This is a genomic window from Cupriavidus sp. 2KB_3, assembly GCF_052115685.1.
In the GTDB taxonomy this organism is placed as follows: domain Bacteria; phylum Pseudomonadota; class Gammaproteobacteria; order Burkholderiales; family Burkholderiaceae; genus Cupriavidus; species Cupriavidus campinensis.
In genome coordinates this window covers 93,177-110,669 of the sequence record NZ_JBFRHD010000004.1, presented here as the reverse complement: position 1 = coordinate 110,669, position 17,493 = coordinate 93,177, and the positions used below count along the sequence as shown (strand labels likewise).

At 66.2% G+C, this 17,493-nt stretch carries 16 protein-coding genes; 3 read left to right on the top strand and 13 right to left on the bottom strand.

The window, feature by feature from the left end:
- Positions 1-8: 8 nt before the first annotated feature.
- The 9 genes from AB4120_RS05180 to AB4120_RS05140 all read right to left on the bottom strand — a co-directional run bounded on the left by AB4120_RS05180 (position 9) and on the right by AB4120_RS05140 (position 10,221).
- Entirely contained in the window at positions 9-944 is a 936-nt protein-coding gene (locus AB4120_RS05180; RefSeq protein WP_441641934.1) for a glutathione S-transferase family protein, read from the bottom strand.
- Positions 945-985: 41 nt separating this feature from the next.
- Entirely contained in the window at positions 986-1,828 is an 843-nt protein-coding gene (locus AB4120_RS05175; RefSeq protein WP_149136084.1) for a class II aldolase/adducin family protein, read from the bottom strand.
- A gap of 49 nt (positions 1,829-1,877) precedes the next feature.
- A complete protein-coding gene (locus tag AB4120_RS05170) occupies positions 1,878-2,891 on the bottom strand; it encodes an NADP-dependent oxidoreductase (RefSeq protein ID WP_149136085.1) in 1,014 nt (337 codons plus the stop codon).
- Between the two features lie 72 nt (positions 2,892-2,963).
- Positions 2,964-3,404, bottom strand: coding sequence for a PaaI family thioesterase (locus AB4120_RS05165; protein ID WP_441641933.1), 441 nt, complete (start codon positions 3,402-3,404; stop codon positions 2,964-2,966).
- 25 nt (positions 3,405-3,429) lie between these two features.
- Positions 3,430-4,212: an SDR family oxidoreductase gene (locus AB4120_RS05160; RefSeq protein WP_092293158.1), complete on the bottom strand. Its 783-nt coding sequence runs from the start codon at positions 4,210-4,212 to the stop codon at positions 3,430-3,432.
- Between the two features lie 42 nt (positions 4,213-4,254).
- Positions 4,255-6,126 (bottom strand): acyl-CoA dehydrogenase, encoded by a 1,872-nt coding sequence (locus AB4120_RS05155; protein ID WP_149136087.1) that lies wholly within the window; start codon positions 6,124-6,126, stop codon positions 4,255-4,257.
- 87 nt (positions 6,127-6,213) lie between these two features.
- Complete coding sequence (locus AB4120_RS05150) at positions 6,214-7,392, bottom strand: acetyl-CoA C-acyltransferase (protein ID WP_149136088.1); 1,179 nt, start codon at positions 7,390-7,392, stop codon at positions 6,214-6,216.
- Between the two features lie 48 nt (positions 7,393-7,440).
- Positions 7,441-8,091 (bottom strand): bifunctional nicotinamidase/pyrazinamidase, encoded by a 651-nt coding sequence (gene pncA, locus AB4120_RS05145; protein WP_441641932.1) that lies wholly within the window; start codon positions 8,089-8,091, stop codon positions 7,441-7,443.
- 48 nt (positions 8,092-8,139) lie between these two features.
- Positions 8,140-10,221, bottom strand: a complete 2,082-nt coding sequence (locus AB4120_RS05140) for a 3-hydroxyacyl-CoA dehydrogenase NAD-binding domain-containing protein (RefSeq protein WP_441641931.1) — start codon at positions 10,219-10,221, stop codon at positions 8,140-8,142.
- A gap of 502 nt (positions 10,222-10,723) precedes the next feature.
- Here AB4120_RS05140 and AB4120_RS05135 point away from each other — a divergent pair.
- The 3 genes from AB4120_RS05135 (at position 10,724) to AB4120_RS05125 (ending at position 13,365) form a co-directional block, all read left to right on the top strand.
- Complete coding sequence (locus AB4120_RS05135; RefSeq protein ID WP_441641930.1) at positions 10,724-12,223, top strand: amino acid permease; 1,500 nt, start codon at positions 10,724-10,726, stop codon at positions 12,221-12,223.
- Positions 12,224-12,394: 171 nt separating this feature from the next.
- The gene (locus AB4120_RS05130) at positions 12,395-12,634 is read left to right on the top strand and encodes a hypothetical protein (RefSeq protein WP_149136092.1); all 240 of its coding nucleotides are present in this window, start codon (positions 12,395-12,397) and stop codon (positions 12,632-12,634) included.
- A gap of 56 nt (positions 12,635-12,690) precedes the next feature.
- Positions 12,691-13,365, top strand: coding sequence for a tlde1 domain-containing protein (locus AB4120_RS05125; RefSeq protein ID WP_441641929.1), 675 nt, complete (start codon positions 12,691-12,693; stop codon positions 13,363-13,365).
- Positions 13,366-13,622: 257 nt separating this feature from the next.
- Here AB4120_RS05125 and AB4120_RS05120 read toward each other — a convergent pair whose 3' ends face one another.
- The 4 genes from AB4120_RS05120 to AB4120_RS05105 are packed head-to-tail and all read right to left on the bottom strand — an operon-like array spanning position 13,623 to position 17,394.
- Positions 13,623-14,336 carry an ABC transporter ATP-binding protein gene (locus AB4120_RS05120; protein WP_144195556.1) on the bottom strand — a complete coding sequence of 238 codons (714 nt, stop codon included), beginning with the start codon at positions 14,334-14,336 and terminating at the stop codon, positions 13,623-13,625.
- Positions 14,336-15,133, bottom strand: coding sequence for an ABC transporter ATP-binding protein (locus tag AB4120_RS05115; protein ID WP_262389605.1), 798 nt, complete (start codon positions 15,131-15,133; stop codon positions 14,336-14,338). Before AB4120_RS05115 ends, AB4120_RS05120 begins: the two co-directional genes overlap by 1 nt.
- The gene (locus AB4120_RS05110) at positions 15,130-16,443 is read right to left on the bottom strand and encodes a branched-chain amino acid ABC transporter permease (RefSeq protein ID WP_441641928.1); all 1,314 of its coding nucleotides are present in this window, start codon (positions 16,441-16,443) and stop codon (positions 15,130-15,132) included. The genes AB4120_RS05115 and AB4120_RS05110 overlap by 4 nt, the downstream gene beginning before the upstream one ends.
- Positions 16,444-16,446: 3 nt before the next feature.
- Positions 16,447-17,394: a branched-chain amino acid ABC transporter permease gene (locus AB4120_RS05105; RefSeq protein WP_149136094.1), complete on the bottom strand. Its 948-nt coding sequence runs from the start codon at positions 17,392-17,394 to the stop codon at positions 16,447-16,449.
- Positions 17,395-17,493: the final 99 nt, after the last annotated feature.

Below are 17,493 nucleotides of genomic sequence, written 5' to 3'. Positions count from 1 at the left end.
TAGGGGTGTCAGGCGGCGGACTGCACGTGGTAGCCCTGCCGCGGGAAATGGACGTTGACGGCGCCGGCACGCGGGTCCTGCCGGCGGATGGTGACCACGTGACCGGTCAGCGTCAGCAGCACGCCGGCGACGGGGTCCTTCGCATAATCGGTGGGCGTGACCGTGACCGGGTCGCCCGCCGACAAGCCGCTGCCGGGCAGGATAGTGGTGTCGTGCGGCAGCGGGTCGTGGTTCAGCGCATCGGCGATGGCGGTCTCGGAGGGCACCACGCGCAGCTTGCCGTGGCCATACGCCTGCATCCGCGCGAACCAGGTCTTGACCAGCGGGTAGCCGTCGAGGATCGCCGCCAGCGGCGTGGCGCGGCGGATGAACCAGAGGTTGTGGAACAGCGAGAAATCGGCGATCGACAACTCCGGGCCCGCCACATGCGGCACCCCTGCCGCGAACTGCTCCTGCAGGCGGCCCAGCGTGTCGTGCAGCATGGCGGCGGCCTCGGGCAGCGGCATGCGCAGCGCGTTGGTATCGCCGCGCATGGCCTTGCGGTCGGCGATGAACGCCTGCACCTGGCCCGGCGTCAGGTGCGCCAGCATCGCCTGCACGCCGGCCGGCTGCATGGTGTAGGTGACCGAGGCCGTGAACAGCGCGCTGTCCATCCACGCCGCCGCCAGCCGCGCCGAGGCAGCCTGGATGGCCGGATACAGCGGCGGCTGGGGGGACAGCCGGTCCAGCACGTCGCAGATCAGCGCCGTATCGCAATAAATGTCCGCACCAATCTGCATCACCGGGGTGCGGCGGTAGCCGCCGGTCAGTGCCAGCAGGTCGGGCTTGGGCAGGATGGGCGGGATCTCCACCGCGCTCCAGGTCAAGCCCTTGGCGCCGAGTACGAGGCGAATTTTCTCGGAAAACGGCGAGGTGGCGTACTGATGCAGGATGATGTCAGGCATGCGATGCGGGTCCGGTCAGGTCGGGTTGGATCGATGGGGGCTTATTCCAGCAGGTCGGGCTGCTCGCGCACGATGCGCGCGTACAGCGGCTGGAACTGGAACCAGCCCGCCTGTGCGGTACCGACGATGGAGTATGCCTGCCGCGCCGCCGCTTCGCCAATCGTCTTGAGCGGGGCGTTGGTACGCGCCGCCGCGGCCTCGGCCAGCAGCTGCACCTGGCACGAGCGCTCCATCGTGATGAACCACCAGGCCGCCTCGTCCACGGTCTTGCCCACGGTCAGCAGGCCGTGGTTCTGGAGGATGGCGGCCTTGTTGCCGCCCAGCGCGTTGGCAATGCGCTGGCCTTCGTCGAGTTCCACCACCACGCCGCCGAAGTCGTCGTACAGCGCGTGGTCGTCGTAGAAGGCGCAGACATCCTGGGTCAGCGGATCGAGCTTGCGGCCCAGCGTGGACCACGCGCGGCCATGGGTGCTGTGCGAGTGCGCCGCCGCCACGGCGTCCGGCCGGGTCTGGTGCACGCGCGAGTGGATGGCGAACGCCGCCGCGTTGACCGGGTAGTCGCCCTCCACCACGTTGCCGTGGTGATCGCAGCGGATCAGGTTGGACACCGTCACCTGGCTGAAATGGACGCCGAACGGATTGACCCAGAAGGTGTCCTCGAACTCGGGGTCGCGCGCGGTGATATGGCCGGCCACGCCTTCATCGAACCCGAATTTCGAGAACAGCCGGAACGCCGCCGCCAGCCGCTGCTTGCGGTGCAGCCGCTCCTGTGCCGGGGTGTCGAACTTCGGCGGGCGCGGCAGGTTGCGATAGCGGGCCTTGACCTCCTCGGACAGGCCCTCGGCCATGTCGTCGGGGCGGGGTGCGGATTGCGGGGCGTTCATGGGGTGTCTCCCTCTATATAGGTATACGTGTGGCGAGTGGCGGCTGGCGTCAGACCAGCTTCACGAGCTGCTTGCCGAAGTTCTTGCCCTTCAGCAGGCCGATGAAGGCTTCCGGCGCGCTGGCCAGCCCCTCGGCAATGCTCTCGCGGAACTTGATCTTGCCCTGCGCCACGTAGGTGCCCAGTTCCTTGAGCGCCTGCGGCCAGACGTCCATGTGCTCGGAGACGATAAAGCCCTCGATGCGTGCACGCGATACAAGGATCGCGCGCGGGTTGCGGATCGGCATGTCCTGGCCGTCGTAGCCGGCAATCAGGCCGCACACTGCCACGCGTGCGAAGGCGTTCAGGCGGGCCAGCACCACGTCGAGGATGTCGCCGCCCACGTTCTCGAAGTAACCGTCGATGCCGTCCGGGGTGACGTCCTTGACCATCGCGTAGAGTTCCTTGGCGTCCTTGGCGGCCTTGTAGTCCACGCAGGCGTCGAAGCCGAGTTCCTTGACCACGTAGTCGCACTTGTCGCGTCCGCCGGCCACGCCGATCACGCGGCAGCCGGCCAGCTTCGCCAGTTGGCCCACCACGCTGCCCACCGCGCCGGACGCGGCGCTGACCACGATGGTCTCGCCCGCTTTCGGCGCGATGATCTTGTTCAGGCCGTACCAGGCCGTCACGCCGGGCATGCCCACCGAGCCAAGGTAGGCCGACAGCGGGATATGCGTGGTGTCGACCTTCTGGATGCCGCCGCCGTCGCTCACGCCGTATTCCTGCCAGCCGAACATGCCGACAACCTTGTCGCCCACGTTCCACTTCGGATTCTTGCTCGCCGCCACCTCGCCCACGGTGCCGCCGATCATCACCTCGCCCAGCGGCTGGGGGTTGGCGTACGACTTGCCCTCGCTCATGCGGCCGCGCATGTACGGGTCCAGCGACAGGTAATGGTTGCGTACGAGCACCTGGCCATCGGCCAGTTCCGGCACGGGCGCCTGCTCCAGGCGGAAGTTGTCGGGCGTGACGGCTGCCGTGGGGCGCGAGGCCAGGACGATGCGCTGATAGGTTTGCTTCGACATGATTGGGTTCCTTCGCTCGATCAGGAGATACGTTAGGAAAAATACGTGAAAACGTGGCGCAACGGTCAGCCGTCAGCCGTCAGCGCCGGAGTCAGGCGAGCCGGGCTTGCGCTGGGGCGGCGTGCGCTTGATGTACTTGAAGGTGCCGGATGCCTTGGAGACGATCGCCCCGGCTTCATCGACGATCTCGCCCTCGCAGAACACCATGGTCGAGGTGCGATGCACGGCCAGCCCGCGCGCGCGAAGCTTGCCACGCCCCGGCGCCATGAAGCTGGTTTTCATCTCGATGGTGACCACGCCCCGGCCATCGGTGTCCATCGACCGGCCGGCGACGGCCATGGCCACGTCCAGCAGCGTCATCAGCACGCCGCCGTGGGCCATGTCCCAGCTGTTCTGGTGGCGTTCGCGCAGGTCGAGTTCGATCTCGCTGCGGCCGCCCTCCATGAAGTTGCAGCGCACGCCGAGGTCGGCCAGGAACGGGATCTGGAGCTTAAAGCCGTTGTCTTGCGTCATGGTTAGGATCGTACTCGGACTGCGCTCAAACCGCGCTCACGCCACCGTCAACGGCCAGGATCTGGCCGGTGATGTGCTTGCCCGCCGCCGTGGCGAACAGCAGCGCGGCGCCCTTGAGGTCTTCGTCGTCGCCCAGGCGGTGCAGCGGCACGCCGGCGCACATCGCCTCCACGCCCAGCCGCTCCAGCGAGCCCTTGGTCATCTTCGACGGGAAGAAGCCCGGCGCCAGCGCGTTGACGGTGATGTTGTGCTCGCCCCACTCGGCCGCCAGCGTGCGCGTGAAGTTGACCACGGCGCCCTTGGAGGTGTTGTAGGCAATCGTCTCCATGCTGCCCGGCGGGTTGCCGGCCAGCCCGGCGATGGACGCCACGTTGATCACGCGGCCATGGCGGCGCGGGATCATCGACAGCTTGCCCACGCGCTGCGTCAGCAGGAACAGGCCGCGGATGTTCAGGTTCATCACCTTGTCCCACGCTTCCACGGGGTGGTCTTCGGCCGGGGCGCCCCAGGTGGCGCCGGCGTTGTTGACCAGGATGTCGATGTGGCCAAGCCGGGCCAGCGATTCGTCGGCCAGGCGGGCGATCTCGTCGTCACGCGCGCCATCGGCGGCGATCCAGTCGGCCTCGATGCCGCGCGACTGAAGATGGGCCTGCGCAGCCTGCAGTTCGTCGGCCTTGCGGGCGGACAGCACGATGCGTGCGCCCTGCTCGCCCAGCGCCTCGGCAATCTGCAGCCCGAGCCCGCGCGAGCCGCCGGTGATCAGCGCGGTCTGGCCCTTGAGGTCGAACAGTTGCTGGATGGTATGCATGCTTGTCTCCTTGTTATCTTGTGGATGCGGCGGCCGTGGCGCTCAGAACCAGGCGTCCTGCATGTCCAGCGTCGTGCGGTCCAGCGTGGCCAGCAGATCGAGCTGCGGGTACACCTTCGGCAGCTCGAAGCGGAAGAAGAACGCCGCCGCCGCCAGCTTGCCGCGATAGAAATCGGCGTCGTTGCCTTCTCCCTCGCCCTGCGCCTGCGGCAGCGCGGCCTGCGCCACCAGCGCCTGCTCCAGCCAGATCCACGCCACCACCACGTGGCCGAACGCCTCCAGGTAGACCGAGGCATTGGCGAGCGTGACGTTGGGGTCCCCTGCCGACCACAGCGTGGCAGTGACTTCCGCCAGCCGCTGCGACGCCTTGCCGAGCGCGGCGGCCTGCGCCGCCAGCGTCTTGTCGCCGGTGGCGACGGCGCGCTCGCACGTGGCGCGCAGGCGCTCGCCCACCAGCCGGAGCGCCGCGCCGTCCTGCATCACCACCTTGCGGCCCAGCAGGTCCAGGCCCTGAATGCCGTGGGTGCCTTCGTGGATCGGGTTCAGGCGGTTATCGCGGTAAAACTGTTCGACGTTGTATTCGCGCGTGTAGCCGTAGCCGCCATGCACCTGGATGGCGAGGTTGTTCGCCTCCAGACACCATTGCGAGGGCCAGCTCTTGGCGATCGGGGTCAGGATGTCAAGCAGCAGCGACAGTTCGCGGTGCCGCTCGGCCTCGCCGGCAGCCTTGGCGGCGTGTTCCTCGTCCACCAGCCGTGCGCAGTACAGGTTCAGCGCCAGCCCGCCTTCGACATAGCTTTTCTGCGCCAGCAGCATGCGGCGGATGTCGGCGTGCTCCACCAGCTTCACCTGGGGGCTCGCCGGATCCTTGCCGCCCGGGCCCACCGGCCGGCCCTGCGGACGGTTGCGCGCGTAGTCCAGCGCATGGAGGTAGCCGGTGTAGCCCAGCGTCACCGCGCCCAGACCCACGCCGATGCGGGCCTCGTTCATCATGTGGAACATGCACGCCAGGCCCTTGTGGGGCTCGCCCACGAGGTAGCCAATGGCGCCAGCCTTGCCGTCCGGGCGATATTTCATGCCTTCGCCGAAGTTCAGCAGGCAGTTGGTGGTGCCGCGATAGCCCATCTTGTGATTCAGGCCGGCCAGCACCACGTCGTTGTGCTCGCCAAGCGAGCCATCGGCATTGACCAGGTACTTCGGCACGATGAACAGCGAGATGCCCTTGACGCCGGGAATCAGCTTGCCGTCCGGGCCGGGGATCTTGGCCAGCACGAGGTGGACGATGTTCTCCGACAGCTCATGTTCGCCGGCCGAGATCCACATCTTGTTGCCGCGCAGCCGGTATTGCTGGCCGAGCAGCGATTCGCCTTCGTAGTCGGCCCGCGTGGTGATGTCCGACAGCGACGAGCCCGCCTGCGGCTCCGACAGGCACATCGTGCCGAAGAAGCGGCCTTCGAGTTCGGGGCGGACAAAGGTGTCGATCTGCGCCGGCGTACCGTGCGTGAGCAGCAGGTTGGCGTTGCCGATGGTCAGGAACGGGTACGAACTGGTGCCGACGTTGGCCGCCTTGAAGTAGGCGAACGCGGCCTTCTCGAGCGTGACCGGCAGCTGCATGCCGCCGTATTCGTAGTCCTGCCCGGCGGCCATCAGGCCGGCGTCGCAGAAGGCGCGCAGCGCGGTGCTGACCTCGGGAATGATGCTGACCGTCTCGCCGTCGAAATGCGGCTCGTTGGCATCGCTCTTCTTGTTGTGCGGCGCGAACAGGTCCGTGGCGATCTTCTCGCAGGTGTCCAGCGCGGCGTCGAAGGTCTCGCGGGAGTGGTCGGCGTAACGGGGAATCTGGGTGAGGTCCTCCGCCTTGAGCCACTCATAGAGCACAAAATTGAGGTCACGGCGGGAAAGAATCAGCGACATGGAATGCGAGGCTCCGGGCTGAAAATTCTTGGGAAGGGGACGCCCCTCTCCCGAGCGGGAGAGGGGTGAGGCAGCGCGCAGCGCGCCTTACAGAACTTCGAACAGCCCGGCAGCGCCCTGGCCGCCGCCGATGCACATCGTCACGACCACATACTTCACACCACGGCGCTTGCCTTCAATCAGGGCATGGCCGACCAGGCGGGCGCCGGAGACGCCGTACGGGTGGCCCACGGCGATGGCGCCGCCGTTCACGTTCAGGCGATCCATCGGAATGCCGAGGGTGTCGGCGCAATACAGCACCTGCACCGCGAAGGCCTCGTTCAGTTCCCACAGGCCGATGTCGTCCACCTTCAGGCCAGCCTTCTTCAGCAGCTTGGGCACCGCGAACACCGGGCCGATGCCCATTTCGTCAGGCTCGCAGCCGGCCACGGCAAAGCCGCGGAACACGCCCAGCGGCTGCAGGCCGCGGGCTGCCGCCACGCTCGCGTTCATCACCACCACGGCCGAGGCGCCGTCGGAGAACTGCGACGCATTGCCAGCCGTGACCACGCCGCCGGGCATGGCGGTGCGGATCTTCGCCACGCCTTCCAGCGTGGTGTCGGCGCGGATGCCCTCGTCGGCGTCGATGGTCACTTCCTTGGTCATCAGCTGGCCGGTGGCCTTGTCTGCCACGCCCGCCAGGACCGTCATCGGCACGATTTCGTCCTTGAACTTGCCGGCTTCCAGCGCGGCGGCGGCACGTTGCTGGCTGCGCACGCCGTATTCGTCCTGGCGCTCCTTCGAGATGTTGTAGCGCTTGGCCACGTTCTCGGCGGTCTGGAGCATGCTCCAGTAGATTTCCGGCTTGTTCTTGTTGAGCCAGCTTTCCTGAATCATGTGGCGGTTCATCTCCTGCTGCACGCACGAGATGGACTCCACGCCGCCGGCCACGAAGATGTCGCCTTCATCGGCAATCACGCGCTGCGCGGCCATGGCGATGGTTTGCAGGCCGGACGAGCAGAAGCGGTTCACGGTGGCGCCGGGCACGGTCACCGGGCAGCCGGCACGCAGGGCGATCTGGCGCGCGATGTTGGCACCGGTGGCGCCCTCCGGGTTGGCACAGCCCATCAGCACGTCTTCCACTTCACCCGCCTCGATCTTGGCGCGCGCGATGGCGTGCTGGACCGCGTGACCGCCCAGGGTCGCGCCGTGGGTCATGTTGAATGCGCCCTTCCAGCTCTTGGCCAGCCCGGTGCGGGCCGTGGATACGATGACTGCCTCGTTCATGTCTTGCTCCTCGGTATCTTGGTGTCTCTTGCGAGTTGTTCAGTGTGTTCAGCGTGGGGCGGCGGGATGGCCTTCCAGCACCTGCGCGGCCGTCGCCCGGACCACGCCGGCGGCGGTCATGTCCGCCCAGGCCTGTTCCAGCGAGCCGTTCAGGTCGATGGCGCGGCAGGCGTCCTCGATCACCACAACCTCGAAGCCGGCGGCGCGCGCATCGAGCGCGCTCCAGGCCACGCAGTAGTCCGTGGCCAGCCCGGCGCAGAAAATGCGGGTGACGCCATGCTCGCGCAGGTAGCCGGCCAGCCCGGTGCGGGTGGTGCGGTCGGCCTCCAGGAACGCGGAATAGCTGTCCACGTTCGCATGGTGGCCCTTGCGCAGCACCAGCCGGGCGTGCGGGATGCACAGGTCCGCATGCAGCGCGGCGCCCGGGGTCTCCTGCACGCAGTGGTCCGGCCAGAGCACCTGCTCGCCATAGGCCAGCGTGGTGGTCTGGAACGGCGCGCGGCCGGCGTGGCTGCTGGCGAATGACGCATGCCCGGCGGGATGCCAGTCCTGCGTCATCACCACATGGCCGAACGCCTGCGCCAGCCGGTTGATGACGGGCACCACTTCATCGCCACGGGGCACGGCCAGCGCGCCATCGGGCATGAAGTCGTTCTGCACGTCGATCACCAGCAGGCAGTCCTGCGCGCCGTAGGTCATGGTCCGATCCGTTTCCTCACGCCATCTACGATCTATATGGATGGCTGGTCAGCCGTTGAAGCCCTTGCCCTCGTCGGCCAGCTTGGTCAGCAGCGCGGCGGGTTTCCAGGCTTCGCCGTGGTAACCCTTGGCGTAGCGCTGCATGGCCTGGACCACGTTGAACAGGCCGACCTGGTCTGCGTACAGCATCGGGCCGCCGCGGAACAGCGGGAAGCCGTAGCCGGTCAAGTAGACCATGTCGATGTCGGACGCCTTCGAGGCAATGCCCTCGTCCAGGATCTTGGCGCCCTCGTTGACCAGCGCGAACACCAGGCGCTCCACGATCTCCTCGTCGGAAATCTTGCGGCGCGTGAGTCCGAGCGACTTCGAGTGCTCGACGATCATGTCGTTGACCTGCTGGTTCGGGTACGGCTTGCGGTCGCCCGGCTTGTAGTCGTACCAGCCGGCGCCGGTCTTCTGGCCGAAGCGGCCCAGCTCGCAGAGCTTGTCGGCGGTCTTCGAGTACTGGATGTCCGGCTTGTCCACGGCGCGGCGCTTGCGGATAGCCCAGCCGATGTCGTTGCCGGCCAGGTCGCCCATGCGGAACGGGCCCATGGCAAAGCCGAACTTCTCGATGGCCTTGTCCACCTGCTCGGGCAGCGCGCCTTCGTCCAGCAGGTAGCCGGCCTGGCGGCTGTACTGCTCGATCATGCGGTTGCCGATGAAGCCGTCGCAGACGCCGGACACCACGGCCGTCTTCTTGATCTTCTTGGCGATCTGCATCACCGTGGCCAGCACGTCCTTGCCGGTTTGGGCGCCACGCACCACTTCCAGCAGCTTCATGACGTTGGCCGGGCTGAAGAAGTGCATGCCCACCACGTCCTGCGGACGCTTGGTGAACGAGGCAATCTTGTTCACGTCCAGCGTGGAGGTGTTGGAGGCCAGGATCGCGCCGGGCTTCATCACTTCGTCCAGCTTCTTGAACACGATTTCCTTGACGCCCATTTCCTCGAACACGGCCTCGATGACCATGTCGGCGTCCTTGATGTCGTCATAGGACAGCGTGGTGTTCAGCAGGCCCATGCGCTGCTCGACCTTCTCCTGCGTGAGCTTGCCCTTCTTGGCGCTGTTCTCGTAGTTCTTGCGGATCGTGGTCACGCCACGGTCCAGCGCTTCCTGCTTGGTTTCCAGCATGGTCACCGGAATACCCGCGTTCAGGAAGTTCATGGTGATGCCGCCGCCCATGGTGCCGGCGCCGATCACGGCCACGCGTTCGATCTTGCGCACCGGCGTGTCGCTGGACACATCGGGGATCTTGCTGGCGGCGCGCTCGCCGAAGAAGGCATGGCGCAGCGCGCGCGATTCCGGCGTGCCGACCAGGTACATGAAGCCTTCGCGCTCGGCCTTCAGGCCCTGCTCGAACGGCTTGAGCGACGCCGCCACGGCCTCCACGCACTTCAGCGGCGCGGGGAAGTTCTTGGCCACGGCAGCCACGGTGTTCTTGGCGAAGGCCAGGAAGCCCTCGGCGTTCTCGTGGCGGACCTTGAGGTCGCGCACCTTCGGGTACGGGCCGGGGGCCGCGCCAACGTTCTGGGCGAACTTGATGGCGGCGGGCAGCACGTCACCGTCGACGATTTCATCGAACAGCTTCGAACCGGCAAACTTCTCGGACGGGATGGCCGTGCCCGAGACAATCATGTTCAGCGCATGCTCCAGGCCGATCACGCGCGGCAGGCGCTGCGTGCCGCCAGCGCCGGGCAGCAGGCCCAGCTTGACTTCGGGCAGCGCGATCTGCGCGCCCTTGGCAGCCACGCGGTAGTTGCAGCCCAGGGCCAGTTCCAGCCCGCCGCCCATGGCAACCGAGTGGATCGCGGCCACGACCGGCTTGGCGGAGGCCTCCACGGCGCGGATCACCGAATGCAGCGTCGGCTCCTGCGTGGCCTTCGGCGTGTTGAATTCGCGGATGTCGGCGCCGCCCGAGAAAGCCTTGCCGGCGCCGGTGATGACGACGGCCTTGACGGCCGCATCGTCCAGCGCACGGGTCAAGCCTTCGACGATGCCCAGCCGGGTGCTGTGACCCAGGCCGTTGACGGGGGGATTGTCGAGCGTGATGACGGCAACGCCGTCCTGAACCTGATACTGCGCTGTCATGCTGGTTCCTTTGGTCTTTGGTTATCTCGGGATTCGAATTCTCGAATTTTGGTAACTGCCGGGGCCTTGCGCGGCGGTGTCGTGAAATGTCTCCTCACCCCGCAATCCCTTGCTCCACGGGCTGTCGGACCCGAAAGCGGATCAAGCATACACAAAATAGCACGGTCGTTCAATTTCAATTTTCTGCGATGGATTGCGTGTCATGCGCGGCCTTCATGGCCGCTCCATCCGGCGTTCATGGTGGCCCTCGCAGCGTGCCGAAACCCTCAGGGGGAACCCGTAGGGAATCGGCCGGCTTGATGGCCGTCATGGCGGCAGAGGCACTTTTCACCCACCCTGCCGCCCGGGCTCGACTTTATTTGACGCCGCACTCGAATCCACTAAAAAGGACAGGTTAGACTCGCGCCTTTTCGTTTTTACGGGTATGGCGTCCCCGCGCGCCCCGGCCGGCTTACGAGGCCGCCGGTATTCCCTGACGTTGCAGCGACCCTGTGTCTACCTGATGTCTTCCTCTCATTCGCACCCACATCCGCATCAACATCCCGTCGTCGAGCACGACGACCTGCGCCGCAAGCTCAAGGCGCGCCACCTGACCATGATCGCCCTCGGCGGGGCCATCGGCACGGGGCTGTTCGTGGCCTCCGGGGCCTCGATCGCCCAGTCCGGCCCCGGCGGCGCCCTGCTCGCCTACTGCCTGATCGGCCTGATGGTCTATTGCCTGATGACCAGCCTGGGCGAACTGGCCGTGCACATGCCCGTGGCGGGCTCGTTTGTCACCTATAGCGCGGTCTACGTCGAGGAAGGCTTCGGCTTCGCGCTCGGCTGGAACTACTGGTTCAGCCTGGCCGTAACGATTGCCGTGGAGCTGACCGCCGCCCAGCTCGTCATGCAGTACTGGTTCCCGGACGTGCCGGGCGTGGCCTGGAGCGCCGGCTTCCTGGCGCTGATGTTCGCGCTCAACGCGTTTTCCGTGCGCGGCTTCGGCGAGGCCGAATACTGGTTCGCGCTGATCAAGGTGGTCACGGTGGTGGTCTTCCTCGGCGTGGGCGTGCTGATGATCTTCGGCATCATGAACGGCGGGCCACAGTCGGGCTGGCACAACTTCACCACGGGCGAGGCGCCGTTCGTCGGCGGGGTGCCGGGGATGTTCGCGGTAGCGATGATCGCCGGGTTCTCGTTCCAGGGCACCGAGACCGTGGGCGTGGCCGCCGGCGAGGCCACCGACCCGGCCCGCACGCTGCCGCGTGCCATCCGCCAGACCTTCTGGCGCATCCTGCTGTTCTATGTACTGGCGATCCTGATCATCGGCGTGCTGATTCCCTACACCGACCCGAGCCTGCTCCGCAACGACGTGACCGACGTGGGCGTGAGCCCGTTCGCGCTGGTGTTCCGCCACGCCGGGCTGGCTTTCGCGGCCGGGCTGATGAACGCGGTGGTGCTGACGGCGCTGCTATCGGCGGGCACCTCCAGCATGTATGTCTCCACCCGCATCCTGTACGGCCTGGCCGTCAGCGGCCGCGCCCCGCGCATGTTCGCCCGGCTGACGCCGAGCGGCGTGCCGTTCAACGCACTGCTGATCACCACCGGCATCGGCGCGCTGTGCTTCTTCAGTTCGCTGTTTGGCGACAAGGCGGTGTACCTGTGGCTGCTCAATACCTCGGCCATGACCGGCTTCTTCGCCTGGCTCGGCATTGCCCTGAGCCACTACCGCTTCCGGCGTGGTCTGGTCTACCAGGGCTACAGCGTCAGCGACCTCGCATATCGGTCCCCGCTCTACCCCTTCGGCCCGATCTTCGCCGGCGTGCTGTGCGTGGTCATCGTGGCCGGCCAGAATTACCAGGCGTTCGCCGATATCCCCAACCGCTGGCCGGAGATCCTGGCAACCTATATCGGCGTGCCGATGTTCCTGGCGCTGTGGATCGGCTACCGGCTCGTCAGGAAGACCCGGCTGATCGACTACGAGGACATGCCGTTCGACCTGCCGAACGCGGAAAAGCAGTAAGGCTGCCGCCATCATTACAAGGCGTGGCCGGAACGGTCGGGCGATTCTGCAACATCATCCCGGCCCCCGCCGTGCCCGGGGGCTTCTGGCACTGGCACGCATCGTGCGCCCCGGCTCCCTGTTGATCGACCATTGATCGACTATTGATCGACGCAACCCAAGGAGCCGACGATGAAAAACCCCTGGCTGAAGAAAAACCCCATGCTGAGCATGTGGCTAAGCGGCGCCAACGCCGCGGCGGGCGCCGCCCGGGGCCGGGCGACCGCCGAAGCCAAACGCCAGACCACGCTGGCCACATCCGCCATGATGAAAGCCACAACCGACGCCTGGCTGGCGGCCCTCACTCCGGCGGCTCCCGCGAAGAAGCGCGCTAAAGCCAAAAGCCGCCCGGGCGCGGGGCGGCGGAAGTAGGTTGTTGCGGTTTGAGACAGTGTTGGAGCGGTTGACCCGGCACAAAGCGGCCGGCAATGAGGCCAGTAGATTGGGCGTTCATTTGTGCGGGAGCCAAAATGGACGCCAGAGAGATTGCCCGGGAGATTGACGGAGACGACTTATTTCGTGATCGGCTTCGTCTTGTCGCCATGCGCCGGCTGGGATACAGCGGCTCGGCGGCGCAGCACACCGTGGATGTGGTCAGGCTGCTTGGCGTTGACGAAACCATTCGCCGAATGGAATCCCGTAGCGCATATCTGACATTTGACGGGAGCCAGTTGAAATGGGTCGAGCGCGGAGAACCGTCACGATACTGGCGGGCGGTCTCCGGGAGGCGCGGGTCTATGGGGCCGCAGCATCAAGATCAACCTGGAAAAGGCCCAATCCCTGAAGGCCGCTATATCGCGCGACAGGACAGGCTTGATCGATGGGAAAATACACCGTTCTGGAATCGTCGATTGTGCGTCCTCCGCGCCGTCGACGAGGACCTCGGTGGTCAATGGCCCGGCTGTCGAAGTGCCTGGGGTAACCGCCGCGTATGGCTACACCCTGCGGTCGGGACGAACACATTGAACAGAAGCGGCTTTAGCATTCACGGTGGATCAGACCCCCAATCCGCAGGCTGCATAGACCTGACCTCGGGTATGCCGTCCTTCGTAGACGCCTTCGTCAAATATGGAAGGAACATGGATGTCGTGGTCAAGTATTGAGCTTTCGTGCCGTACGATGACGACAGCCGTGATTGGCTTCATCGTAATTGCCATGTGCCGCCATCTGCTGGATGGGCAGTTCCAATACCTCTGGCACATATTGCTGTGCCTCACTCTCTGCGGATTGGCGCTCTACGGATTCTGGCTCAGGCGAACGAATACGGGGCGCCGGTGGCTTTGGCCCGCACCTCTCTTAGCCTTCATCGTGGCGGCCTCCCTTTTCGGCTAACGCCGACCGCCTTCAGCAAAAAGCCCCCTCAAACCTCCAGCCATTCCTTCCGCACCTGCCCGTTCGCCTTCAGCTCGGTCGGCGTGCCCTCGAAGACGATGTGGCCGTGGCCCATGACGTAGACGCGCTGGGAGATGTCCAGCGCAATCGCCAGTTTCTGCTCGATCAGCAGCACTGACACGCCGCGCTCCTTCAGTGTCTTCAGGAAGTCGCCGACCAGCGCCACGATCATGGGCGCCAGGCCTTCGGTGGGTTCGTCGATCAGGATCAGGTCGGGGTCGCCCATCAGCGTGCGGCACAGGGTCAGCATCTGCTGCTCGCCGCCCGAGAGCACGCCGGCTGACGTGTTCTCGCGCTCCTTCAGCCTCGGGAACATTTGATACATATCGTTCACCGACCAGCGCGGCGACGACTGGCGCGGGTTGCGCTTCTCGCCCAGCAGCAGGTTCTGGCGCACGGTCAGGCTTGGGAAGATGTCGCGGTTCTCCGGCACGTAGCCGATGCCCGCATGGGCGATCTCGAAGGTGCGGCGGCCCAGGATTTCCTCGTCGCGGAAGCGCACCGACCCTTCGGCCTTGACCATGCCGAGGATCGCCTTGGCCATGGTCGAGCGCCCCACCCCGTTGCGGCCGAGCAGCGCCACGATCTCGCCCTCGTCGATATGGGCATCCACGCCGTGCAGGATGTGGCTCTTGCCGTAGTAGGCGTGCAGCCCGGTAACGTCCAGCATGCGCTTGGCCATCAGTGCGCTCCTTCCGGCACGGGTTCGTCGAGGCTCGTGCCCAGGTAGGCTTCCTTGACCTTGCGGTTGTTGCGGATGGCCTCGGGGGTGTCCGTGGCGATGACTTCGCCGTAGACCAGCACCGAGATCCGGTCCGCCAGGCCGAAGACCACGCTCATGTCGTGCTCCACCATCACCAGCGTCTTGCCGACCGTGACCTTGCGGATCAGCTCCACCGCGTGGTCCGATTCCGACCGGCTCATACCGGCCGTGGGCTCGTCCAGCAGGATCACCTCGGCGCCGCCCGCGATGGTGATGCCGATCTCCAGCGCGCGCTGCTCCGCATAGGTCAGCAGCCCGGCCTGCGAGTGGCGCCGATGCTGCATGCCGATCAGTTCCAGCACCTCCTCGGCCCGCTCGCGCGCATCGCGCAACTCGGACAGCCGGTGCCAGAACGAATACTTGTAGCCGAGCGACCACAGCACCGCGCAGCGCAGGTTCTCGAACACCGACAGCCGGTGAAAGATATTGGTGATCTGGAAGCTGCGCGACAGCCCCATCCGGTTGATCTCGAACGGCCGCAGCCCGCTGATGGGCTCGCCATTCAACTTCACCGTGCCCGAACTGGGCGCGAACCGCCCCGAGATCAGGTTGAACGTGGTGGACTTGCCCGCCCCGTTCGGCCCGATCATCGCGTGGCGCTCGCCGCGCCCGATGGCCAGCGTCACGCCACGGATGATCTCGGTCTGGCCGAACTTCTTGCGCACGTCGATAAGTTCCAGCGCGGGCGTGCCCCCGCCTGCCATGGCCGCCGTCATGCCTGACCTCCGAATTCCGCCTGGATCTTGTCGAGTTCGGCGCGCACACGGCCCGCCGCCCAGCGCCACGCCACGTAGCCCACGGCCCAGAGCGCCGCGGCGACGATCCACGGTGCTACCGTGCCCGCGTCGAAGGCCACGCCGAACAGCCGCATCGCGGTGCCGTTGGCGCTATCCACCTGCACCTTGTAGACCAGTTCCACGGTCAGGATCAGCGCCGCCAGCAGCACCAGCCCGGCCACGGCCGCCTGCCCGTAGCTGGGCAGCATCCGCCCGAGGCGCTTCTTCGCCAGCAGCGGCACCTGCATCAGCAGCAGGCTGGCGATGCCGCCCGGCACGAACATCACCATCATCACGAAGAACAGGCCGAGGTAGAGCAGCCAGGCCTTGGTCAGGTCCGACAGCGCCACCGCGAACAGCACGAAGACCACGGCACCGATCACCGGGCCGAAGAACACCCCCGCGCCACCGATGAAGGCGGCCAGCAGCACGCCGCCCGAGCGCACCGCGCTGACGTTCTCGGCGGACACGATCTCGAAGTTGATGGCCGACAAGGCCCCGGCGATGCCGGCAAAAAATGCCGAAAGAATCACAACCAGGAACCGCACCCGCTGGGTGTTGTAGCCGATGAATTCCACGCGCTCGGGGTTGTCGCGCACGGCGTTGGCGATGCGCCCGAGCGGGGTCTGGGTCCAGGCGTACATCGCCGCCATGGAGGCCAGGCACCAGAGGGCAATCAGGTAGTAGACATGCCGGCCCGGGCCGAAGGTGATGCCCAGGAAGGGGTCGCCAACCACCCGGTTCGTGGAAATGCCGCCCTCGCCGCCGAAGAAGTCCGGGAACATCAGCGAGCTGGCGAACACCATCTCGCCGATGCCCATGGTGATCATGGCGAAGGTCGTGCCGGACTTCTTGGTCGTTACGTAGCCGAACAGCACGCCGAAGAACGCGCCGGCCAGCCCGCCCACCAGCGGCAGCATCGACACCGGCAGCCAGACCTTGCCGGCGCCGATCATGTTCAGCACGTGCACGGCGATGAACGCCCCGAGGCCCGCGTAAACCGCATGGCCGAAGGACAGCATGCCGGTCTGCCCGAGCAGCATGTTGTACGACAACGCGAAGATGATCATGATGCCCATCTGGGACATCAGCGTCACGGCGAAGCCGCCCGTGAAGATCATCGGCATCACCAGCATCAGCAGCGCGGTGGCGCCCCAGATGATCCAGCGGGCCAGGTTGAGCGGGCGGTAGCGCATGGTGCGGCCGGTCACTACCGCGTTGGGAGTCTGTTGCATGGTCGTGGTCTCCATCGCTCAACTCTCCCGGGTGCCCATGAGCCCGCGCGGGCGGAAAATCAGCATCACCACCAGCAGCAGGTACGGCAGCACCGGCGCCACCTGGGCCACAGTGAGCTTCCAGACCGAACTCAGTGGCGTGGCGTCGCTGACGTTGAGCCCCAGGCTGCCGAACAGGCCGGCCAGCGAGGCGTCGATCGTCACCGCGAAGGTTTGCAGCACGCCAATCAGGATCGAGGCGATGAACGCCCCCACCAGCGACCCCATGCCCCCCACCACGGCCACCACGAAGACGATGGAGCCCACCGCCGCCGCCATCGACGGCTCGGTCACGAAGGCATTGCCGCCGATCACCCCCGCCAGCCCCGCCAGCGCGGCGCCGCCGCCGAAGACCATCATGAACACGCGCGGCACGTTGTGGCCGAGGGCCTCGACCATCTCGGGGTGCGTCAGCGCGGCCTGGATCACCAGCCCGATGCGGGTGCGGGTCAGCACGAGGAAGATCGCCACCAGCATGCCCAGCGACACCAGCATCATGAATGCCCGGTAGGTGGGGAAGGACGAGGTGAACACCGTGAACAGCGGCCCGTCCAGCTCCGGCGGAATCCGGTACGGCACCGCGGCCAGCCCCCAGACCAGCTTCACCCCCTCCTCGATCAGGTAGGCCAGGCCGAAGGTGAATAGCAATTCGGCTACGTGACCGAATTTGTGCACGGTGCGCAGCCCGAAGCGCTCGACCAGGGCGCCGGCCCCGGCCACCAGCAGCGGGGCCAGGATCAGCGCCGGCCAGAAGCCGATCTTGCTGGCGATGGTGTAGGCAAAGTACGCGCCCAGCATATAGAAGCTGGCATGCGCGAAATTGAGCACGCCCATCATGCTGAAGATGAGCGTGAGCCCCGATGACAGCATGAACAGCAGCAGCCCATAGCTGATGCCGTTCAATAGCGAAATGACGAAAAATTCCACGGCGGGTCCTTCGGTGGGACGTGTGGCGCCCAGCGCAAAAGCGTGATTGTCCGCCGATCCGGCGCGGACGGAAACCCGTCGGCGCCGGACCGCTCAGAT